At 57.6% G+C, this 20,747-nt stretch carries 18 protein-coding genes, 2 pseudogenes and 1 riboswitch; of the genes and pseudogenes, 15 read left to right on the top strand and 5 right to left on the bottom strand.

All coding sequences use genetic code 11. The annotated features are described in order from the left end of the window. Window positions 1-64: 64 nt before the first annotated feature. Window positions 65-1,255 carry an EAL domain-containing response regulator gene (locus tag PST29_RS17315; RefSeq protein WP_060843838.1) on the bottom strand — a complete coding sequence of 397 codons (1,191 nt, stop codon included), beginning with the start codon at window positions 1,253-1,255 and terminating at the stop codon, window positions 65-67. Continuing rightward, window positions 1,252-4,053 carry an ATP-binding protein gene (locus PST29_RS17310; protein ID WP_060843837.1) on the bottom strand — a complete coding sequence of 934 codons (2,802 nt, stop codon included), beginning with the start codon at window positions 4,051-4,053 and terminating at the stop codon, window positions 1,252-1,254. The genes PST29_RS17315 and PST29_RS17310 overlap by 4 nt, the downstream gene beginning before the upstream one ends. Before the next feature lie 281 nt (window positions 4,054-4,334). Here PST29_RS17310 and PST29_RS31085 point away from each other — a divergent pair. From PST29_RS31085 to PST29_RS17235, 15 genes and pseudogenes are all read left to right on the top strand, one after another. Beyond that, a pseudogene (locus tag PST29_RS31085) lies at window positions 4,335-5,521 on the top strand (IS3 family transposase). A 176-nt stretch (window positions 5,522-5,697) separates the two neighbouring features. Continuing rightward, window positions 5,698-6,273: a fimbrial protein gene (locus PST29_RS17300; protein ID WP_060843836.1), complete on the top strand. Its 576-nt coding sequence runs from the start codon at window positions 5,698-5,700 to the stop codon at window positions 6,271-6,273. A gap of 65 nt (window positions 6,274-6,338) precedes the next feature. Further along, complete coding sequence (locus PST29_RS17295; RefSeq protein WP_060843835.1) at window positions 6,339-7,037, top strand: fimbrial biogenesis chaperone; 699 nt, start codon at window positions 6,339-6,341, stop codon at window positions 7,035-7,037. 42 nt (window positions 7,038-7,079) lie between these two features. Then, the gene (locus PST29_RS17290) at window positions 7,080-9,656 is read left to right on the top strand and encodes a fimbria/pilus outer membrane usher protein (RefSeq protein ID WP_060843834.1); all 2,577 of its coding nucleotides are present in this window, start codon (window positions 7,080-7,082) and stop codon (window positions 9,654-9,656) included. A gap of 3 nt (window positions 9,657-9,659) precedes the next feature. After that, window positions 9,660-10,565, top strand: coding sequence for a fimbrial protein (locus PST29_RS17285; protein ID WP_060843833.1), 906 nt, complete (start codon window positions 9,660-9,662; stop codon window positions 10,563-10,565). 7 nt (window positions 10,566-10,572) lie between these two features. After that, window positions 10,573-11,040 carry a fimbrial protein gene (locus tag PST29_RS17280; protein WP_060843832.1) on the top strand — a complete coding sequence of 156 codons (468 nt, stop codon included), beginning with the start codon at window positions 10,573-10,575 and terminating at the stop codon, window positions 11,038-11,040. Then, window positions 11,037-11,522: a fimbrial protein gene (locus PST29_RS17275; RefSeq protein ID WP_060843831.1), complete on the top strand. Its 486-nt coding sequence runs from the start codon at window positions 11,037-11,039 to the stop codon at window positions 11,520-11,522. The genes PST29_RS17280 and PST29_RS17275 overlap by 4 nt, the downstream gene beginning before the upstream one ends. 432 nt (window positions 11,523-11,954) lie before the next feature. Continuing rightward, window positions 11,955-13,311 (top strand): annotated as a pseudogene (locus PST29_RS31080) (IS30 family transposase). A 346-nt stretch (window positions 13,312-13,657) separates the two neighbouring features. Continuing rightward, complete coding sequence (locus PST29_RS17270; protein ID WP_060843830.1) at window positions 13,658-13,876, top strand: hypothetical protein; 219 nt, start codon at window positions 13,658-13,660, stop codon at window positions 13,874-13,876. 148 nt (window positions 13,877-14,024) lie between these two features. Beyond that, window positions 14,025-14,087: riboswitch (Fluoride riboswitch) on the top strand. A gap of 142 nt (window positions 14,088-14,229) precedes the next feature. Continuing rightward, a complete protein-coding gene (gene crcB, locus PST29_RS17265) occupies window positions 14,230-14,613 on the top strand; it encodes a fluoride efflux transporter CrcB (protein WP_060843829.1) in 384 nt (127 codons plus the stop codon). Between the two features lie 10 nt (window positions 14,614-14,623). Further along, window positions 14,624-14,962, top strand: coding sequence for a DUF190 domain-containing protein (locus PST29_RS17260; RefSeq protein ID WP_060843828.1), 339 nt, complete (start codon window positions 14,624-14,626; stop codon window positions 14,960-14,962). A gap of 17 nt (window positions 14,963-14,979) precedes the next feature. Further along, entirely contained in the window at window positions 14,980-15,525 is a 546-nt protein-coding gene (gene ppa, locus PST29_RS17255) for an inorganic diphosphatase (protein ID WP_060843827.1), read from the top strand. 137 nt (window positions 15,526-15,662) lie between these two features. Next, window positions 15,663-15,902 carry a hypothetical protein gene (locus PST29_RS17250; RefSeq protein WP_082729259.1) on the top strand — a complete coding sequence of 80 codons (240 nt, stop codon included), beginning with the start codon at window positions 15,663-15,665 and terminating at the stop codon, window positions 15,900-15,902. Then, window positions 15,899-16,147, top strand: coding sequence for a hypothetical protein (locus PST29_RS17245; protein ID WP_060843825.1), 249 nt, complete (start codon window positions 15,899-15,901; stop codon window positions 16,145-16,147). Before PST29_RS17250 ends, PST29_RS17245 begins: the two co-directional genes overlap by 4 nt. 878 nt (window positions 16,148-17,025) lie before the next feature. Beyond that, window positions 17,026-17,343, top strand: coding sequence for a hypothetical protein (locus tag PST29_RS17235; RefSeq protein ID WP_060839628.1), 318 nt, complete (start codon window positions 17,026-17,028; stop codon window positions 17,341-17,343). A 572-nt stretch (window positions 17,344-17,915) separates the two neighbouring features. Here the strand turns inward: PST29_RS17235 and PST29_RS17230 are convergent. The 3 genes from PST29_RS17230 to PST29_RS17220 form a co-directional block, all read right to left on the bottom strand. Beyond that, complete coding sequence (locus PST29_RS17230; RefSeq protein WP_060843823.1) at window positions 17,916-18,242, bottom strand: DUF2388 domain-containing protein; 327 nt, start codon at window positions 18,240-18,242, stop codon at window positions 17,916-17,918. Window positions 18,243-18,480: 238 nt separating this feature from the next. Continuing rightward, window positions 18,481-19,524, bottom strand: coding sequence for a hypothetical protein (locus PST29_RS17225; RefSeq protein ID WP_060843822.1), 1,044 nt, complete (start codon window positions 19,522-19,524; stop codon window positions 18,481-18,483). A 194-nt stretch (window positions 19,525-19,718) separates the two neighbouring features. Beyond that, window positions 19,719-20,741: an XdhC family protein gene (locus tag PST29_RS17220; protein ID WP_060843821.1), complete on the bottom strand. Its 1,023-nt coding sequence runs from the start codon at window positions 20,739-20,741 to the stop codon at window positions 19,719-19,721. Window positions 20,742-20,747 lie beyond the last annotated feature (6 nt).

Raw genomic sequence — 20,747 nt, 5'->3', positions numbered from 1 at the left:
TGCATTGCTCATGGCCCTGTTGGCGACAGCTGCTAATGGCGCGAGTCAATCAGCGCTCAAGGAATTAGGCCTGTGCTGGACCGTCGTCACGCAGCAATGCACCGAAGGCATCTTCCGATACCCCCTTGGCAATCAGAAAACCTTGGGCCTGATCGCACTGGATGGTGCGCAAAAAGGCAAGTTCGCGGGCGGTTTCCACACCTTCTGCCACAGTAGTGAGACGAAGCTTTTTGCCAAGTTTGACGATGCTTTCCACGGTCGAGGCCTGGCTGTCGTTCTCGGCACAGCCGTGCACCAAGGATCGGTCAATCTTTAGCTCGTTGAATGGCGTCGATAGTAGGTTGAAGTAAGAGCTGAAGCCCTGACCAAAGTCATCCTGGGCCAAGCCGAAGCCCATCATGCGTAGGCGGCAGGCGCCTGCGTAGTAGTTGCTCAGTGCCTGTGTCATCGAGTTCTCCATCAGCTCGAAGGTAATCTGCCGCGGGCGCGCACCACGGCGTTTTACTGCGCACACGAGACGATCTGGGAGGTCGTTCTGGTCCAGCAAGTGAGTGGGCAAATTGATCGACACCGGAATCTCGTACCCCTCCTGTCGCCAGTTTGCCTGCGCGCTCAGCGTCTGGTTGAGCATCAACAGCATGAGCTCGCTGTCTAGGTTCATGCGTTCTATATCGGCGAGGAAGTTTTTGGGCAGCAGCGCGCCTTGGGTGGGATGCACCCAACGGACCAGCGCTTCGGCGGCAACGATGTGGCCATCGCGCAACGATTTCTTGGGTTGAAACCAGGCCTGGATCTCGCCGCTTTTCATTGCGTCCAACAGGGTTTTCCGACTGTGGCTGGGCGAGTCTGCGCCGATGATCGTGGCCTGATGCAGCGTGGTGTCAAGGAATTCGCGCAGACGCAGCACCTCATTGGCCTGCACCGGCTTGGAGATTAGACCAGCGACATTAAGGCCCAAGTTCTTAGCCAGTTGACCAACGCCGGTCAGCATTCGACGCGAGGCAACGCTCATGACCGCCAGGGCCGGCGGGTTTTGCAGCGCGCCGACTTTCTGGATCAATTGAACGCCGTCCATGCAAGGCATCATCAAGTCGCTGAGCAGCAGGTCATAGCGGTTGCGCGCTAGGCACTGCAGGGCGGACTCGCCATCCATTACGGACTCAACACGAAAGCAGCCCGCGTCATTGAATACATTCAACAGGTATTGGTGTTGAAACGGATGGTCATCAACGATGAGTACGCGGTAGGGGGTCACTGTGTACTCCGGGCCTGGGTATGCAGGCATTGGTAAAGCGCGCGTAGCGTGAAGGGTTTGGTAAGGCAGTGGTCCATGCCAGCAGCCAGGCAGCGCTCGCGCTCGCCCTGCAAGGCATTAGCGGTTGCGCCGATGATCGGGAGGACACAGCCGTGCTGGCGCAAGGCTTGAGTCAGCTCGTAGCCATTCATGTTCGGCATGTTTATATCGGTCAGGATCAGGTCGAAGGGTTCGGCTTGCCAGCGTGTCAGTGCCTGCACGCCATCGCTGGCAATCACCACGTGGCACCCCAGTTCCTTGAGCTTATCGTGCAGGATCAGTTGGCTAATGACGTTGTCTTCAGCGACCAGTACCCGTAACTCCAGACGCGGTACCTGGCTCGCGCCCGGCTGCTCTTCGTGCTGTGGATTCTGCGCCACCTGCACGGCGTGATTCAGCGCCTGCAGGTCGTTCAGGTCAACATGCCAGCAGCACGCTGAGGTCATGATCGGCTCCTGAGCGATGGCGCTGGCGATTACGCGGGGGCCTGGCCAGTCGAGCACTGCGCGGGTTTTGGCTAGGCCGGTGTGTAGTTCGATCAGGATGGCGTTGGTCGTGAGCTCAGCTTTGCTCGGCGCCCCGACAGTTGCCCTGGCGCCCCACCGCCGCAACCAGCCGGCAATGCTTTCTGACAGTTCTCGCACGGGCGACACGACATACAGGTTCTCGCTGAGTAACGGCCGTGCCCAGGCGTTGGATGGCGCCTCGTCAACCTGCTCCAGTGGCAGGCTCAGGGTGACGCTGGTGCCCAAGCCCCGTTCGCTGGCGACCTGCAACTGGCCGTTCATCAAGTGCATAAGCCGCTGACAGATCGACAGACCCAGGCCGGTGCCAGCCACGACATGTGGTGCACAGCGGGCTTGAAAGAACAGGTCGAATAGATGGTCTTTATCGTCCGGGGCGATGCCCTTGCCCGTATCGATCACCTGCCATTGCAGCATCGCGCGCTCGTCTTCGCGACTTTCAAGGCGGGCGTGTAAAACGATGCGCCCATGCTCGGTAAACTTCACCGCATTGCTGAGCAGGTTGCTGAGGATCTGCCGAATCCTTGGGAGGTCGCCTTTGACCTGATAGGGCAGCTGCGGATCGATGCAGGCGAATATATGCAGGCCTTTGCTCTGTGCTGCGCTGGCGTAATCTTGAATGACCTCCTGCACCAGCTGTATCGGCGAGAAGGTGATGAGTTCGAGCGCCAACTGCCCGGCCTCGATCTTCGAGATGTCTAGGATATCGCAAATGATGTTCTGCAGATTCTTCGACGAGTCCTCGAGCGCCCTCAGGTAGGCTTTTTGTCGCACGCTCAGCGCCGTGCGCCCCAGTAGTTCCAGCGTACCCAGCACGCCGTACAAGGGCGTACGAATTTCATGGCTGACATTCGCCAGAAACAGCGTCTTGGCCTCGTTGGCGTCATCGGCCGCTCTGCGCGCCTGCTCAAGTGCCCGTTCCGCATGCCGGCGTTCGCTGATGTCGCTGAAGGCGCAGATCAGCACGTCTTCGCCGTGATAACGAGTGGGCGTGAAGCTCAAGTAAAGCTGGCGACCATCGTCCGCCTCGAATTCATCGCTGTTTCCAGTGCTGCGATCGTCGAACGCGCGCTTAATCCAAGCGCAACAAAGATGTTGGCGACGTGGCCCGTCACCAAGCCAGCGCTGGGACAGCGCGTTCTCCAGCACCACTTCAGCGTCGCCACGACGCAGAACACAGAGGGCAACCGGAGCGGTTTCGATTACGGCACTGTTGAAGGCCTCGCTCTCAATCAACGCCGCGATTCGGTCAGCAGCCGGTACGATAAACCCGTGATCAATGTGCCGTACCAAGTAGTCCATCAGCGCAGTGGCCAGCGCGCACAGCGTCAGGCAGAAAAACAACGATGAGGCGAGTGCTGGCAGCAGCGTGCGCAGCTCAAGGCTATAGGCAATTTGCCACTGCGAATACTCCAGGTGTTTGCGAATTACCAGGCGGTCCGGCAACCAGTGTGTGCCTTCCCAGCCAAAATGGCTGCCGGCGCTTAAGCGCATGGGGGCGGGCGTTTGCTGGTCGGCGGCGCTACTGATAACCAGGCGACCGCCTTCATCGAACAACATGAAGTTACCGGCTTTTTGATGCTGTGCAATGGCGAGCAGGTCGCTTGTTTGCAGTTGCAAACCCAGCCAACCCAGCGCCGGATTGGCGCTGTCTACGTAAGTGAAGATATACAACGCGCCGTTACTCGGGTCTATCAGGCACCACGTCTGTTCGCTCGCCACCTGGCTGGTTTGAAGGGCTCTGAGGCGTTGCACCAGGCTGCGGGGTAATGGCTTGGGCGTCGTGTCCGCGGACGTTAACCAAGTGGCATCGGCCTCGCCATCATGGACGACGTACAGCAGGTTGAAGTTGTGAGCGCGCAGGTAGGCGCGCATTCGCTGCGTAAGCACCAGACTCGCGCTTGCGTTTGTGTTGCCCAAACGGATCGACACATCCTCAGCCGCCAGTGGGCTGAGGGGCGAGGTTGGGGCTGAGCTGGTATGTATCGATGACAGGCTCAGGCTGTTGAGCAGCGCCTGCTGGCGGACGAAAAATCCTTGGGTGTGGGTGAGTGCAGCGTTCATGTAGCCGCGCCGTATAGAAACTTCCTCGTTTAACTGTGCGCGCAAGTAATTGTAGGTGCCAAGATAGACAGTCAATAGCAACACCAGTGCCAATAGACGCAACAAATTTTTCGCTGCTTTTGGCGTGAAAAAAGAGGTGTCTGTTAGTTGTGTCCGGCATGGAAGTCTCATCGGCGAAACGATAACGGTGTAAGTGCAGCCTTTCTATAAGACTAGTCCTAAAGTGAGGCCGCTTAACGCCTGCGCTGTTGTGTTGTCGGTTAGTCACCAGACTAAGTGCGGGGGGGGGGGGCTGCCGTTTAGGCGTGGGTGCTGTAGCTCCGTTATTGCCTATGACATGGCTCGCATAGAAACAAACAAGCGACTCTCTGTGATGGATTTGAACGAGGCCCATGGGAGGCAGGGCACCGTCCCCGCCCCCTGCGATAAGGGGTTAGCAAATGGTTATGTTTATGATTAAAAGCAACGATAAGAATGGGGGGGGGCGACGGCGCCTCTGGAGTCCAGATCTAGAGCCGGCGATGGTTCGCGAGAGCCTTGAGCCAGGGCAAAGCGTGTCGACTGTCGCTCGGCACAATGGCATCAATGACAATCAGTTGCTCCTGTGGCGCAAGCTGTATGAGGGTGGCAGCTTGTCGGCGCTCAGCGCCGGTGAAGCGGTGATGCCGGCGTCCGCACTGAGCGATGCGCTCAAGCAGATCCGTGAACTGCAACCGATACTGGGCAAAAAACGATGGAAGCAGAAGTCCTCAAAGAGGCCGTGGAGATCGCCCGGTCGCGAAAATGGATTACGCACTCACTTTTGTTGCCGGGGGAAGACTAGTGAAACTGTTCACCGAATGTCTCGGTGTGGCGCGCTCGCAATTAACGGTTCTTATAAAGCAGTCGGTATTGCCCAAAGCACGGCGCCGCAGGCCTGTAGGCGACGCTGAACTGGTGGTTGAAATCCAGCAACAGGTCGGCGAGTTGCCCAGCTATGAATACCGTCGGGTCTGGGGATCGCTGCGCCGTGCGTGTGAACGTCAGTTGCAGTCCCCGATCAACGTGAAGCGGGTTTACCGGGTCCTGCGTGATTACAATTTTCTCCTGGAGCGCCGAATCAAACAGCCCGGTGCACAGAGTCGGCACTAAGGCCGCATTGTGGTGAAAACCGGCGATACGCGTTGGTGCTCGGACGGCTTTAAGTTCCGCTGCGAAGACGACGCCAAACTGAGCGCGATCTCCGCCCTGGATTGCTGCGATCGCGAGGCCATCGGTTGGGTCGCCAGCCCGACCGGGTACAGCGGCGATGGCATCTGTGACTTGATGCTGGAAAGCGTGGAGAAGCACTTTGGTGATCAACTGCCGATCACGCCGGTGCAATGGCTCAGCGATAACGGCTTGGCGTACACCGCAGAACTGACTCATCTGTTTGCTCGGCAGATCGGCTTGCAATTGGGGACGCCCCCGATACGGAGTCCTCAGAGCAACGGCATAGCCGAAAACTTCGCGAAGACGATCAAGCTTAACTACATGGCGCACATGTCCAAGCCTGATTGAGAAACGGCACTGCGCAACCTAGCAATTGCCTTCGAACATAAATGAGCAGCATCCGCACAGTGCCTTGAACTATCGCTCGCCGCGGAAGTTCAGGCGCTAGGCCGCAACATCAATTTAGCAGGTATTTGATGTGCGATTTTGTAGGGGGCAAGTCCATGATTAATCGAATAGTTTTAAGACTCGTCTTATGTACGCGGCGAAGGCTGCATTGCACCATAGGTTGACTTACCCAAGGGTGAGTCCACACCTATCCAATTCTTATAACGAGGCATTGCAATGTTCAACGCACTTAGCAAATACACCCTAGCTTGCGGCGCGTGCTGGTTACTGGCGGGTACCGCCGCACACGCAGCTGATGGGCAGATCGAATTCACCGGTTCGGTCACCGATAACGCCTGCACGATCACTACTGGCGACGTCAGCAAATCTGTAGCTCTGGACCCGGTCCGTATCGCTGATTTCGGTACAAACGTAGGAGCCACCGCCAAGAAGAAAGCCTTTTCCATCAGCCTGGACAACTGCAGTTTTGCGACCAAGCGAAGCGTCGCCATCACCTTCAGCGGCCAGCAGGATGCCAGCGACGCCTCGTTGCTGGGTCTGACCGGTGAAAATCAGGTACGTGGTATCGCCATCCAGATTGCAGACGCCCGTACGGGCAAGATATTGCCGCTGAACACGCCGACCGACGATTACAACCTGCGGACCCAGTCCAACACCTTCGACTTTACCGCTGCCTACGTGCGCACCGCCGCCGACGAGACAACCGGTGAGGGCGTTGACGCCGTGACCACCTCCGGCATCGGTACCGGTCAGGTGCACGCCCTGGCCAGCTTCGACGTGACCTACAAGTAATCGCTCGTTACACCACCGTGGGCCTGGCGCCACGCGCCGGCCCGCGGACATAGAGGTTTTCCGTTATGCGCTTAAAACTGTGCTTTCTCCTTGCCCTTGTACCGCTCTGGTACAGCGTTTTCGCCCAGGCTGCCGTCACCGTCGGCGCCACACGGCTGGTCTACAACGGTGCAGCCAACGAAGCCAACCTGACCGTGAGCAATCGTGACGACGCGGCGCCCTATCTGGTGCAGTCCTGGGTCAGCCGTTTCGGCAGTGCCAGTGAAGAAAGCGTTGACAGCTTTATCGTCACGCCACCGCTTTTTCGCCTGGATGCCAATAAAGAAAACATCCTGCGCGTGATCTTCGCCGGTGATGCCGATGTCCCCCAGGACCGCGAAAGTCTGTTCCTGATGAACGTCAAAGCCATCCCGGCAATGAGTGACGAGCTGCGCGGTAAGAACGTGCTGCAGATAGCCCTCAAGACCACCATCAAACTGTTCTACCGTCCGGCCGGCCTGCAAGGCTCGCTCAAGGACGCGGTGGCGCAGGTGAGTTGGCAGGCCAGCGCTGGAGCACTGGCGGTCAACAACGCATCCAACTATCACGTTGTGGTCAGCGAGTTGAAGCTCAACGGCCGGCCGGTCACCCAAGGCCCAGATGTACTGCGCCCCGGTCAACAGCAGGTGCTGTCGACTCCCGTCAAGACTGGCGATGAAGTGCAGCTGAGCTATATCGACGACTACGGCAGCATCGTGGCCGCCCCCGTTGTGCGAATTCACTGATACTTAAGAGCAAGCCTCGCAACACCCTTTCAGGAACGCCCAATGCATACTGTATCCCTACTCATGCGCCGTTGCGCCGTGAAGGCGTTCGGCTGCCCGCTCGTGGCCGCTCTGGCCTTGCAGCTGGCGCCCGTGCAGGCCGCCTACGAGTTCGACGCATCTTTTCTTGAGATCGGCGGCGGGCAGAGTTCGGCTGCAGTGAAGCAACAGGTGAGCGCGATGAGTGAAGGGCAGTTGCCGGGCATTTACCGGGTGGATGTGTTGGTTAATCAGCACTCGCTTGAGCCGCGCGACCTGCGTTTTATCCGTGCTACAGGAGATGCCGAGCAATCCGCGACAGGCTTATTCCCCTGCCTGGATGCCGAGTTTTTTCGCAGCCAGAGTGTCACCGAAGAGGCCCTGCAAAATCGCAGCGACGCCGATGTTACCTGCCTGGCGTTCGATCAAGGTTTGGCCGGTGTGGTGTATGACTACGATTTCAACCGTCAGTTGCTGTCTATTGAAATTCCCCAGTCGTACCTCGGCAGCATGCCGTTTGCGGTGCGACGGCGCCAGTGGAGCGATGGCGAGCAGGTTGCCTTCACCAACTATAGTTTTTCTGGCAGTGCCGCGCAGAGCGAGAGCGGCCGTCGCGAGAATCAGTTTGGTAGCCTGCGCAGCGGCGTCAACGCTGGGGCCTGGCGCCTGCGCAATTTTTCCACCTGGCATAAAAATACGGACGAGACGGGGCGGTGGGAGTCCCTGGAAACCTACGCCCAACGCGACATGGGCGATATGATGGCGATCGCCACCCTGGGCGACGCCACCACCGAGGGCGACCTGTTCGACGCTATCCCCTATCGTGGTCTGGGCATTGCCACCGACTTAGACATGCTGCCGGACCAGGCCCGGGATTTCGCACCTGTGGTGCGCGGCATCGCCAATGGCCGCTCGCGAGTGACCATCCGCCAGCGCGGTTATGTGATCTATGAGCAGTGGGTGCCATCTGGGCCGTTTGCCCTGACCGACCTGTACCCCACTGCCAGCAACGGTGACATTGAAGTCACCGTTGAAGGCCCTGACGGCCAACGTCAGGTATACACCCAGTCGTTCTCGTCGGTGCCTTATATGTTGCGCGAGGGCCAGCAGAGCTATTCGGTGTTCGCCGGTCAGTACCGCCCGGCCCCAACGGCTGTAAACCAAAACACTCCGACTTTTATCCAGACCTCGCTGCGCCGTGGTGTGAGCGGTGACACCACGCTGTTCGGTGGGAGCGTCCTGAGCGACCAATACAACGCCGGCCTGCTGGGCTTTGCCCATGACTTTGCCGGCTTCGGTGCGATCTCGGTGGACGTGACTCACGCCCGCAGCGATGCCATGGGCCCTGCAAAAACCAGTGCCAGCGGCCAGTCGTATCGTTTCCGCTACTCCAAGTCCTTGGCCGCAACCGACACTAACTTCAGCCTCATCGGCTACCGCTATTCCACTGGCGGTTACTACTCGTTCAAAGAGGCGCTCAACAGCCGCTTCAGCGGCCTGTCGCTAGACACCTACAGGCAAGGCCACATGAAAAGTAATTTCACCGCCAACCTGTCCCAGCAACTGGGCGGTTACGGCGGCATTTATGCCAACGTCACGAAAACCGATTATTGGAACACAAACAAGGCCGATACCTCGATCCAGGTTGGTTACACCTTCAGTACAGGGAGCATTTCCTATTCCCTTGGCCTCGGGTTGAACAAAGGTGAAGAGTCGGATGAGCGCAATCTCTCCCTGAACATCAGCATGCCCTTGGGCGGCACTAGCAGTCAGCGACTCACAGCGAGCGCCAACCAGGGCGCGCACGGTATGGCGTCGCGTACGGCGACCATCAGCGGTAACGCCTTTGCAGATAACACCCTGGGCTACACCGCAGGTGTTTCGCAGCAAGTCAACGGTAACGAGCGTCAGACAGGGGGCTCATTCGCCGCACACTATGAGGCGCGTAGCGCGACACTGCATGGAGCCTATAACGAAACCGCTGGCAATCGTCAGCTGGACATGGGTATTGAAGGTTCGCTGGTGGCCTATGACAGCAACCTGATCTTCAGCCAGCCCCTTGGTGAAACCAATGTGATCGTGGCTACGCCTGATGCAACGGGGGTGGGTATCAGCAATAAGCCCGGTGTGCGCACTAATGCTAACGGCTACACGGTGGTGCCGCAGGCGTTGCCTTACCGCAGCAACCGCGTGTCGCTGGATACCCAGTCGATGCCCGCTGACGTAGACATTGCTGAGCCGGTCAAGGAGGTCACGCCGAACCGTGGGGCGTTTGTGCTGGCGAACTTCGACACACGGCGCGGCAAACGCATCCTGTTTCGCGTCCTCGATGCCGACGGCGAAGCGGCGCCCTTTGCCGCTAAGGCCGAACTCTACGCCCCGGATGGCCGTTCCTTGGGCAGCACCCTGGTAGCCGATAAGGGGCGCGTGTTCATGACAGGCGTGCCGCTCGAAGCGCTGCTGTCGATCAGCGTGGGCGGGCAACCCTGGTGCAGTCGAGCACTGAGGTTGCAAGACGACGGGACGGAGAAAGGCGGGATTACCCAACTGAACATTCAATGTAAGCGTACAGCCGATGGCTCGGGCGCCGAGGATTCGTAAGGTATGAAATTCAATATCATGAGCGGCATCCACCCGCGCGCACTCATGGGGTTAATGCTGGTTTGGCTGGTGTCGCTCGACGTCCAGGCATTTACCAGCGGTAACCTCGCATGCAACGTTACCGGGTCAAACCTTGACGGCTACAACTTTCAGGCCGGCGCTGAGATGCGCTTCCCGTTCAGTGGAAGCTGCACGGTTAAGCGTACGTTTCCCAAAGGTGCCGCCGCTAATCTACAAATTGGTCACATTCTAGGAGCAAACCCGGCAAACTTGCAGGTGATGGACTTTTACAACAATTCCTACATGTCTGAACTGCCGCTCGGTAGCTATGGAGTTACTTGTTTGGGCGGCCCCTGCAAGCGTTTAGCGGTAGGCAGCAATCTTTCATACTCATATGTCATTGCGGGAACAGCGCCAAGCACTCCGGGCAAAAGAACCGCCATGGTGACCCTCGGTGTTACATCGGCGGGTTACCCGAACTATGCCGAATGGTTCCATAACATCACCTTCATCTACAACGTCACCGCTGTCAGCTGCACGCTAAGCACCCCCAGTGCAGTCAACCTCAATTTCGGCACCGTCAGCAATACTAGTATCAACGGGCAGACCCAGTCGACCAGGGTCTCGGTCAACTGCCCGTCTGAAGTACGCGCCGCAGTATCCTTAACGCCAAGTCAGGCGGTAGTTGACGCGAATAACGGGGTGTCGCGAACCACGCTGACCGGGCTCAACATGAAGTCGCTCTGGACCGATACCGGCAACCCAGTCGTCTTTTCCAATACGCGCACCATCTACATGAACGCTGGCGCCAATAACGTGAATCTGACGTTCAGGCCGCAAGTGGTTAGCGGCCAATCGCCCACCGGTGCGTTCCAGAGCCAATACACCTTGAACATCAGTTACCAATGAGGCCGTTATGAAAACGTCATTGCTCGCGTTGCTGCTGCTCAGCACCACCGCCACTGCTGCTAGTACAGTGAATATCACGGTAAGCGGTACGCTCACGCGCCCGCCCTGTGTGCTCAGCACCGCCACAACCCTGACTGCCGAATTTGGCAACGTGCGCACCGACCAGGTTGCCAGCACGGGCACGGTGGCGGTGCCCGTGCGAATGACCTGCCCGGCCGGATCATCCTTGAGTGTCAGCTTCACCTCCAGCAAAGGCACGCACACCACCACCGTAGCCAAGACCAGCGTCAACAACCTCGGCGTTTCCTTGCTGTGGGCGGACGATACGGCAGCCAACCTCAACGGGACCACCAAGGCCTACAACAACCTCAGCGGCAACGTCGACATCAGTCTCAAGGCGAAACTAATCGAACGCGGCACACTAACGCCCGGCGCGTTCACTTCATCCATGGTCATGACCATCAATTACCTATGAAAGCGCTGCTATACATTCTGCTTGCCTTGGCAGGTGCCGACGCGCACGCGGGTGATAGTGCCAGCATCGACATAAGCGGCAAACTGGTCGCTCCGCCCTGCGTACCGCGCTTCACTAATACTCAGGAAGTGGACCTGGGCAACGTGAGCCTCGGCCAATTGGCCGCAGACAGCGCACAAAGCATTGACGTACCGCTGATTTTTGACTGCCGTGCCGGCACCCGCTTGACCCTCAAACTATTTGCAGGGCAGGGCAGCGCCGACAATCGGACGCTGCTCACCGATCGTGCCAACCTTGGTTTGCGCCTGAACCTCTTGCACAACAGCAGCCAAACCGACTTAAGCCTCGGCGCTGCCGCCTCCTGGCTGCTGGCCGATGCTCCACTTGAGCTGAGCCTGCAGGTCAAACCGGTGGCCCTAGGCGAGCTCCCCGAGGCGGGTAGTTACAGTGCAACGGTGTTAATGGAAATGACCTATCTCTAATCCGTCAGGGGAGGCTGCTATTGCACTGTAAGAGCTGGCCAGCGGTTACAGCGGAACTATACATCCACTTCAGGAGGGCAATCCTTAACTTTGATCCGCTCATCAAAATAAGCGGCCCTAGTCCGGTTACCTTCCGTCAGTGATTGGTTCGAATTCATACAGTCACTGCCCCCGAGCCTAAAAAACTTGAGTCCTTCCTCAAGAGGCACTTAGCGAATGCAAATTTGAGTCCGCGCTGTGCTCGGGAGGCTGCTGATGGATGTGTTGTGGTCAACGAATTCTGGACACCTAGTTTAGGTTTATCCGGCAATTGCATCGGCTTCTACTGGTGTTTTGTATCCGTTGTATCTGTGTTGCCGTTGATGGCCGGCGGACTCAACCGGTCGTCGTAACACCTTTATCGAGGTGTTTATGGGACGACCCGCCGGATGGATGCAAAAAATAACGGGGCGGGGAGCGATGCGTTCTCCAGGTGCATCCTCACTTCGTAATGAAATCGAGCGGCAACTTTGGATGCAGATTCCAACAGGCAGCACAAGCGAAAAGGCAGCACATGCCGTTGGCGTATCAACAGCGGTAGGTACACGCTGGTTCCGTCATCGAGGCGGGATGCCATTATTCATGTCGAAACACATATGAGGATGTTACTTATCGTTTACAGAGCGAGAAGAGATTTGGCTGCTTCGAGCGCAAAGTGTTGGCGTTCGTGAGGTCGCCCGTCGCCTTGGACGAAGCCCATCGACAATTTCACGGGAGCTGACACGAAATGCTGCTGCTCGTTGCGGTCGGCTTGAATAACGAGCGTCAGTAGCGAAATGGAAGGCGAAACTGGTCACTAACCCGCAAATACACCAGTAGGTACGCGACCGCCTTGAGGGCAAGGTTCAAGACGCCGATGGTCGTGAGATATCTGGGCCTCGGCAAGTGCCCTTCAACGGTCGAAAAAAAAACCGCATCGCAGTGACCGTAAATGGGTCAATGGCTGGTCGTCTGAACAGATTGCCAACCGGCTCCAGATCGATTTTCCGGATGATGAATCCATGCGCATCTATCATGAAGCCATATATCAGACGCTCTATATTCTGGGTCGAGGAGCTCTCAAGCCCGAACTGGTGAGCTGCCTGCGCTCAGGACGAGCATTGCGCGTGCCGAGAGCTAGAGCGCAGGACAAAGTGTGGGCACACGTCAACGAGGACTTCATGATCTCCAGTCGCCCTGCTGAGGTAGAAGATCGGGCTGTATCCGGAAATTGGGAGGGCGACCTGGTCATCGGTCTGAACCGTTCTGCGATTGGAACTCTGGTCGAGCGCTCAACTCGATTTACCATGCTCGTCCATCTGCCTCGCGAGAAAGGTTATGGGCTAATTCCCCGCACGGAGAACGGCCGAGCGCTGGCTGGCTATGGGGCTGTTAGTATGGCCAATGCATTGAAGAAGGTGACTGATCTTCCCATCGAGCTGTGGCGATCTTTGACCTGGGATCGTGGAAAGGAGCTGTCGGATCACGCTCGATGTACCATCGAGTCCGGAGTCAAGGTTTTCTTTGCTGATCCACATAGTCCATGCCAGCGCGGCAAAAACCAAAATACGAACGGCCTTCTACGGCAATACTTCCCTAAAGGCACTGACCTCTCTCGTGGAGCGCTCAAGAAATACAGGCGGTAGCACACGTACTTAAGACTAGACCTCGAAAAACATTCGGCTGGAAAAAACCTGCCGAAGCACTGAATGAGTATCTAAAGTCTGTAAACAATCCAGTGTTGCGACGTCCGGTTGAATCCGCTAATTAGCTGATGATCTGAATGGTGGGTAAAATCTTTCCAAAATTTGACAACGAATGACCCATTTGGGGGGAAAGCTGCCGTTGCCAAGTATCGCAAAGAATGTTGATAGTCGTTAGGGGGGGAGTTCGAATCTCTCCTTCACCGCCATATTCAGTAAACGCAAACCCCTGATTTTCCTAGAGAAAGTCGGGGGTTTCTGGTTTTTGGCGTCTGAAAAAAGGCCATATGGGACTGAGATGGGACTGGCGCACTATCCTGGTGCGGATAATGGGGCTATGCGTGCCTATCTCGGCCCCTGAGTGCTGCCGCATGAGCTAGGCTTTGCAATCCTCTCATTTCCAGGATGGATCGCATGCCAGACAACTCAGCCTCCAACATCGCCACTGCTGATGCGCTTACATTGCTTCTGCACAACCAGCATGCCCTGGCGGCGGCAATAGAGGAGGTCACCGTATGGCTTTCAGAGAATGGCGCAGACACTGTTGCAGATAACGCAGTCGTGGCTATGGAAACTTTGGATACAAATGCAAAAGCTATTACAAATGCGATTCTGCGGATACGGCAGTCCTAGGAACCGCCTTGGCAGGCAACTAAAAGCAGTCGCTCATAGGCAACTGCTGTCGCCGTACAACGAGTGTTAGCTTAACCGTCTGGCTGTGACGGATTGCCAAGTTTTAGCCCGGTAGTGGCCTTGAAATCTGTAGCTGAAGTGCTTTAGGATTTGGGCTGGAGATGGCATTCCTCCATTTAAACCGCCTTGTGCTGATGATGCCTACGTGAACCCTGGACAGGGTGCGTAGGCGTGTCTGCCCCCCTGTCCTTAATCTAGGACAGGATCATGAAACCAATCCCTCAATCACTTTCCTCAATCGGTGGGCTGCTGCAACTTGTTTGGCCACGGTGGTCCAGCGAGGTGAGTTTGCTATGCTGAAATCACTTCTGGCCATTGCCGTTGGTGCCTCATTGGGCGCCTGGTTACGTTGGCTATTGGGCATCAAGCTCAACGGTCTGTTTCCAGCAATTCCTCCCGGAACGGTGGCCGCAAATATGGTCGGCGGCTACATCATTGGCGTAGCCATCGCATTCCTCGCAGCGTCCCCAACACTAAGTCCCGAATGGCGGCTGCTGGTCATCACGGGGTTTTGTGGTGGGCTCACTACTTTCTCTACTTTTTCGGCTGAAACGGTTGCATTGATTCAGGAAGGCAGATTGCTCTGGGTGCTGGGTTCAGTTTCATTGCACGTCGTAGGCTCGTTGGCGATGACCGCTGCCGGGCTATTTTCCTATCAGATGATCGGTACACGCTGAGGAGTACAAAATGCGAGGTTTTCTGGTGATTTTCTTTACGCAACAGAGCCGTCGTCATCAAGGAAAGATGCTCGGTGACTGGATTGTCGACTTGGCCAAAGAAATGGGGTTGAGAGGCGCGACACTTTCGACCGGTATCGAGGGTTTTGGACATACGGGACGACTGCATTCTTCACATTTTTTTGAGTTCGCGGATCAACCTACTGAGATTCGAATGGCTATCACCGAGGATGAGTCCGACAGGCTGTTCAAACGGTTGGAAGCCGAAGATTTTTCTGTGTTTTTTATAAAAACACCCATCGAGATGGGAAGCGTCGGCAAAAACACCAATGGCCCGCATTCTGCTTGACACCATGGAGATAGACTATGAGCTATAACGACATTCCTGCTGGCAACGCGATCCCCGATGACTTTTTTACCGTTATCGAAATTCCGGCAAACCATGCTCCGATTAAGTACGAGGTCGACAAATCAAGCGGCCAGCTTTTTGTGGATCGTTTCCTCACTACGCCGATGTTCTACCCGGCTAACTACGGGTACATTCCGAACACACTAAGTGAGGATGGCGACCCGCTGGATGTACTTGTCGTTTGCCCTTATCCGGTTTCACCCGGTGTCGTCATTCGGAGCCGCCCAATTGGTGTGATGTATATGACGGATGAGGCAGGCGCCGATGCCAAGATCATCGCGGTGCCTCACAACAAAGTCAGCTCCTTGTATAGCGATGTGAAGGAGTGCGATGACCTTCCAGCGATGCTGCTCGCGCAGATTCGACATTTCTTTGAAAACTACAAAGCGTTGGAGCCAGGTAAGTGGGTGAAGATGGGGCGCTGGGGAAGCGCTGATGAAGCCAGAGAGGAGGTCCGAAATTCTGTTGCAGCGTTCGCCCCCGCCAGTTCTGGGCGCGTTTAATTCGAGCCTATGTTCAATCGGCCCCCACACCTGGCTCAGGTGTGGGGGCCTTTTTTTGTGGCCGTGGAAGCCGGCACCCCCAGGGTTGGTCTACCATTCCCTCGATATTTGGTTGATCTCTGGACGTGGGAGTACGCATGACTGATGCCTTGGCGGCACTGAAACTGCCGAACGCAGTGGAGGTGCAAACCCTGAAACTGCTGCACCAAATTGAACTGGCGCACACGGCTGACGACCTGTTTCGCGCCAGTGATCGTGCCGAAGGTTTTGTGCTGGGCCTGGAGACGGTCAAGGTGCTGAACGCGGCCAGTATCGAAGGTTTGTATAAGACCTTCGAGGCAGCGGCCACGGCGCGGCGTCAGGAGCACGAACAGTGATCGGCGAAGGTATTCACGAAGAGGTGTTGCGCGCCCTGGCCGAACAACACGCGGTGCGCGAATGCCTGGTGGCCAAGATCAACGGCGGCCCCGACAGGGGCCTGTCGATTCGCCTGGGCGGCAGCGGCGCACGCTGGGTGCCGGTGCGCTCGCGACGTGAGTCACTGCGCACCTGGGCCAGCTTGACCGCCGTGGGGCGTTTTGCCGAAGGCGTGGGCCTCAGCGGATTCAATGTAGAGCTGTAACCGGTGACAGCTTCAAGGCCATTTCTACAGACCTACATCCGACTGCCTTTGCTTGAAATACGGGTTTCCGGCGGCCCGAATTCTTTCCGCAATTTGTTTTGAGGTCCTGGTTTCACTACCCTAAAACGAACAGAGAATTTGTGTGGTGCGGAAAAATCTTCACCATAAAGTTATGATTTATAAGGAAAAAATAATGGACTTAAAATCCCCCGCTCGTAAGGGCGTGCCGGTTCGATTCCGGCTTCGGGCACCATCTATTTCAAGGGCTTGCATAACGTATGTTATGCAAGCCCTTAGTTGTTTTTTCCGCAATCAAAAAACTTTTCCGTAATTCGCTTATTTCGTCGGCGTAACTTTGGCTACGTGACGCCTGCGAACGTACTGCTCTGTCATGCTCACAGTGGTGTGTCCAAGTTGGTCGCGTGTCTCGCGAATACTCCCTGTAGATTCTTCTTTGTCTGTGGCCGCATTGGCCAGCAGGTCTCGCATTTGGAACTCTGACTTCAAAATTCCGGCGGCTTCGCGAGCGTCGTCAAACCGCTTTCGCAGCATGCTCTTTGTCATAGGCTGTCCATCCTCCATCACTAGAAGCCGAGTAGATCTCACTCTGTAGCCCGCTTTCCTGGCCGCAACCGGCGCGGTCTTTCCTCGTTCCCATAGGTATTGCCGCACATGTGCGGCTCAGTATCCTCGAGCGGCGCTGGTGGGTCATTGAAGAAATCGAGTAGGTTTTTCAGCTCGCGCTGGTTGGACTTTTCTGGACTAGTCCTGTCGGAGTGTGACCAGTCCGCTGAGTTTTACGACTCAGCTGGCTTGGGCCGTGACGGTTTTGTTGAACTTAGGTAACTTGGCATTTTCCCTTCACGGATGACGGATTCATGCCAAGAACGAATCGTATTGCAAAAAATGCCCTGAGCATCTCGCTGCTGGGCCTACTGGTCACTAGCACATTGGCCTTGGCGGAAACTCAAAAGGTGACCGATCTGTTACGCAGTGGTTATGAGATCAAAGCCGCCTACCAGTCGCCAGCAAGAGTCGGCACGGTTCACTTTCTAATCTTGCAAAAAGGCTCGTCTGCGTTCCAATGCATGAGCTACGGCTCCGAATTAAGGCCGAAATTCTACGACTATTCCAACACCTACTCTTGCGCAGAAGTTCAGGATCTGATTCCCGTCCAGCCTAACCTTGGGCAATGAACCAACAGTGCATTTACGGTTACTGGACCAAAGCGTGGTGCTCGGCGCCGGCAGTCCGGGATGAACGCTTGCAACGTACTGGCTTTCTGATCGCTGAACAGGTGCAGCCACCCGGTTGTTGCTGCGATCAAGAACGACGAGCGCGCACTGTGAAGCAAGTGCCTGGTCAAACCACTCGCGGAAAACGGGTGCCTGATAGCGCATTGGGCTTGGATGCTGGGCCCAAACCAAGGGATCGGATGCGACGTTGCACAGCGACTCGAAGTCTGTGGCTTGCAGCGGGCGCAGTTCTAGCGACTCACCCACAATTGACCGTGGCACGGGTAGCGATTTCATCATTTGTCCTTTGGGTTGGACGGTGGTTGTTCCTTCCACCGTCATCAGGCCGTGGGACATGAGAATAGGCGGCCCGCAGTTGAGTGCGGTACTGAGTGATCGGCTTTGATAGGTAGAGGGCTCGCTGTCCTGGGCTGAAGTGGCGCGGCACTGGCAAACGACCAACATTGATCAGCGTGGAGCAGGGCAATGACGCGTGTGCAGGTCCGCGTCGGCCCTGGGGCAAGGGGCGGCTTTCAGGGCGACGTTGCGATGGCCAGGGCCAACTGTTGATCGGTCATGTGCGGCTGGCCGTAGGCCGAGTGGTAGTAGCGCACGGCTTGTTCAAGTTGGGCGCCGCGAATCTGGCCATCCGAGCCGATGAATGCGAGCGCGTCGGCCTTGGCCGATTTCATGCTTCCCGGGCCGTAGACCGTTAGCGCAGTGGTTCCGCTAACAGTCAGGAGGGGGGCGACCGTCGTGATGAACATCGCTTTTTCGACGGGATCATTATTCTCGTGGGCCACCACTGAAGTGCTGGCCAATGCCAGCAAAACCACTGCCAGTGTTTTCGTTGAATCCATTCCCGACCGCTTCCTGCCATCTGGTTGAAGGGCGCAACCATAACAGGGAAAAGGGTGGGCGGGTACGAGAAGCCCGGCGCTGGACCGGGCCCGGAGGGGAGGCCGGCCAGTGCCCCGCCGTTGTTCACCGCATCACCACTCGCGGGCTTGATCATGGGCTCCATCTGTTGCGCTCGATGATTCCTGGCGTTGGCGAAGGCGCTGCGCCACTGGAGCCACGCGAAGGCTTCGGGCGCCTTTACCTGGACAACGACAGCGGTACGCCCCAGACGGGATCCTCCATGCCTTGCTTGCCCAGCGGCGTGATCTGCATGGGCTGGAGCCTGGACAAAAGTTGCCGGTGCTTCTCGCTCAGGCTGCGTTGCTCAATGAGATTCTGGGCAAAGCTCATCGGCGCCGGCCAGGTGTAGATGGTCAGGTTGTCGAGCGGACACTCGATCTTCCGCGGATCGACCGCCCGGCACTTGGACTGTTGGTACTTGTAGCCAGGGGTCTTCAGGTGCATGCGCGGGGCCAGCAGCAATTGCCCGCCTTGCAGGGTGAAGCTGGCGAGCGCCTTGTCCACCGGCAAGCGCGCCTGGACCTTGATCGCGGGAACGTCGCGCGAGTCGGTTTGTTGGTAATAGCCGGCCGGTGCGCCCGCGGTCGTCTGGGTATATTGCTGTTCACCCCAGCTCACACAGGCTCCCGACGCCCTGAGCACGGCGGTACAGACCGTCTCGGTCTTGGTCTCGCTGCCGTAGGTGGCGTCCTTCCAGACCTCTTCTCGGTAGTACTCGCGATACAGCTCGGGGGACAGGTACGCCGTGCCGTTGGCGCCACGGCCGGAACCGGGCGGGCCGCTGCGGGCGCCGACCTGGTCGAGCAAGCCGCGGATCTGGTAGTCATCGCCGCCGGTCAGCAGGTATTTGCCGGGCGGCAGGATGTGCACTTCGAAGGCCTTGAACAGATAGGTTTCACCGGGTTTTCGCTGCAGTGCATTGGTCTGGAACTTGCGGCCGAAGGTCACCTTTGGATCCTTCTCGTATTCCCAGATCGCCGTCGGCGTCCATTGCGTCATGGTCAGTGCATCGCTCAGCGACTTGTGTGGCATCACGTCGGCCACCAGCACCACCGCCATGTTCGCCTTGAGCGCTGCGTCCACCTGGTCCAACAGCTGCGCGTAGCGCGGATCGTCCATGCTGCCGTAGGCGCCCGAATCGAGATCGGACATGCAGCCGGAGAGGGAAAGGGTAAGCAGCAACGCGGCGGGGAGGGCAAAACGCGGCCGGAACAGTCTCATGTATCAATCCTTGATAAGCGTTGGCATGGGGGGCTGGAACGGAAATATTACTGCGTTGAGGGACGAGCACAATATTCAGCAGCGTTTATCGGACAGCATGCAAACGTGCTGGAAAACGGCGCCAACTGCTGCAGACGTTGCACCCCGAGCGCGGATATCCACCGCGCCGCGCAGGCAATCGGCGGGGCGGGGGACTAGGACGACAAGGCCACAGACTCAATGGCGTGCTTGGCCTGGGCGATGCTGAAGGCGCCCGGCAAGCTGGCGCCGTTCTTGGCGGCAAGGATCTCGGCCATCACGCTGACGGCGATTTCCGCAGGTGTCTTGCTGCCGATGTAGATGCCGATCGGTCCGTGCAGGCGCTCGAGAGAGGCCGGGGTTTCACCAAAATGCTCGATCAGGCGTTCGCGACGCAGTTGGCTGTTGCGCCGCGAGCCGATGGCGCCGATGTAGAACGCCGGGCCGTGGAGGGCTTCGAGGAGTGCGAGATCGTCGAGTTTGGGGTCATGGCTCAAGGCGACGATGCAGGTTCTCAGGTCGACGGCAAAGTCGCGGACCACGTCGTCGGGCATGCCGATGATGCGCTCCACGCCCTGTACCGCCCAGGTTTCGATGTATTCCGGACGAGGGTCGCAAACCGCGACCCTGAAGCCGTTGAACAAGGCCATGGTGGCCAGATACTCGGCCAGTGCGCCGGCGCCGATCATCAGCAGCCGATACGCCGGCCCCAGGGTATTGAACATCTGCCGGCCGTCGAAACTGAACTGCTCGGGTGTCGCCGTGGCGGTCAGCGTCACCTCATTGCTGGCCAGTGTCAGGCCCCGGCGTATCAGGCGTCCGCTGTCGAGCGCGGCGAGCAGTTCATCCAGCGATGACCTCGACGGGTTGAATTCGAGAACCAGCTGCAGGGTGCCGCCGCAGGGCAAGCCGAAGCGATGGGCGTCGTCGGCGCTGACGCCATACTGCACCACCTCAGGCACGCCGTCCTGGAGCCCGGCGCCGCCATGGACGGTGCAATAGCGATGGATCAAGTCGTCCTCGATGCAGCCGCCGGACACGCTGCCTACCACCCGCCCATCCCCACGCAAGGCCATCATCGACCCCACTGGGCGCGGTGAGGAGCCCCAGGTGCGGGCCACCGTGACCAGCAACACCGGTTCCGCGGCGGCGCGCCAGTCTCGTGCGGTGCGCAGGACTTGCAAGTCGATGCTTTCCATCCGGCT

This window comes from Pseudomonas sp. St29, from assembly GCF_001547915.1.
Classification (GTDB): Bacteria; Pseudomonadota; Gammaproteobacteria; order Pseudomonadales; family Pseudomonadaceae; genus Aquipseudomonas.
The sequence above is the reverse complement of the archived record's forward strand: the minus strand, read 5'-3'. Positions and strand labels throughout refer to the sequence as shown.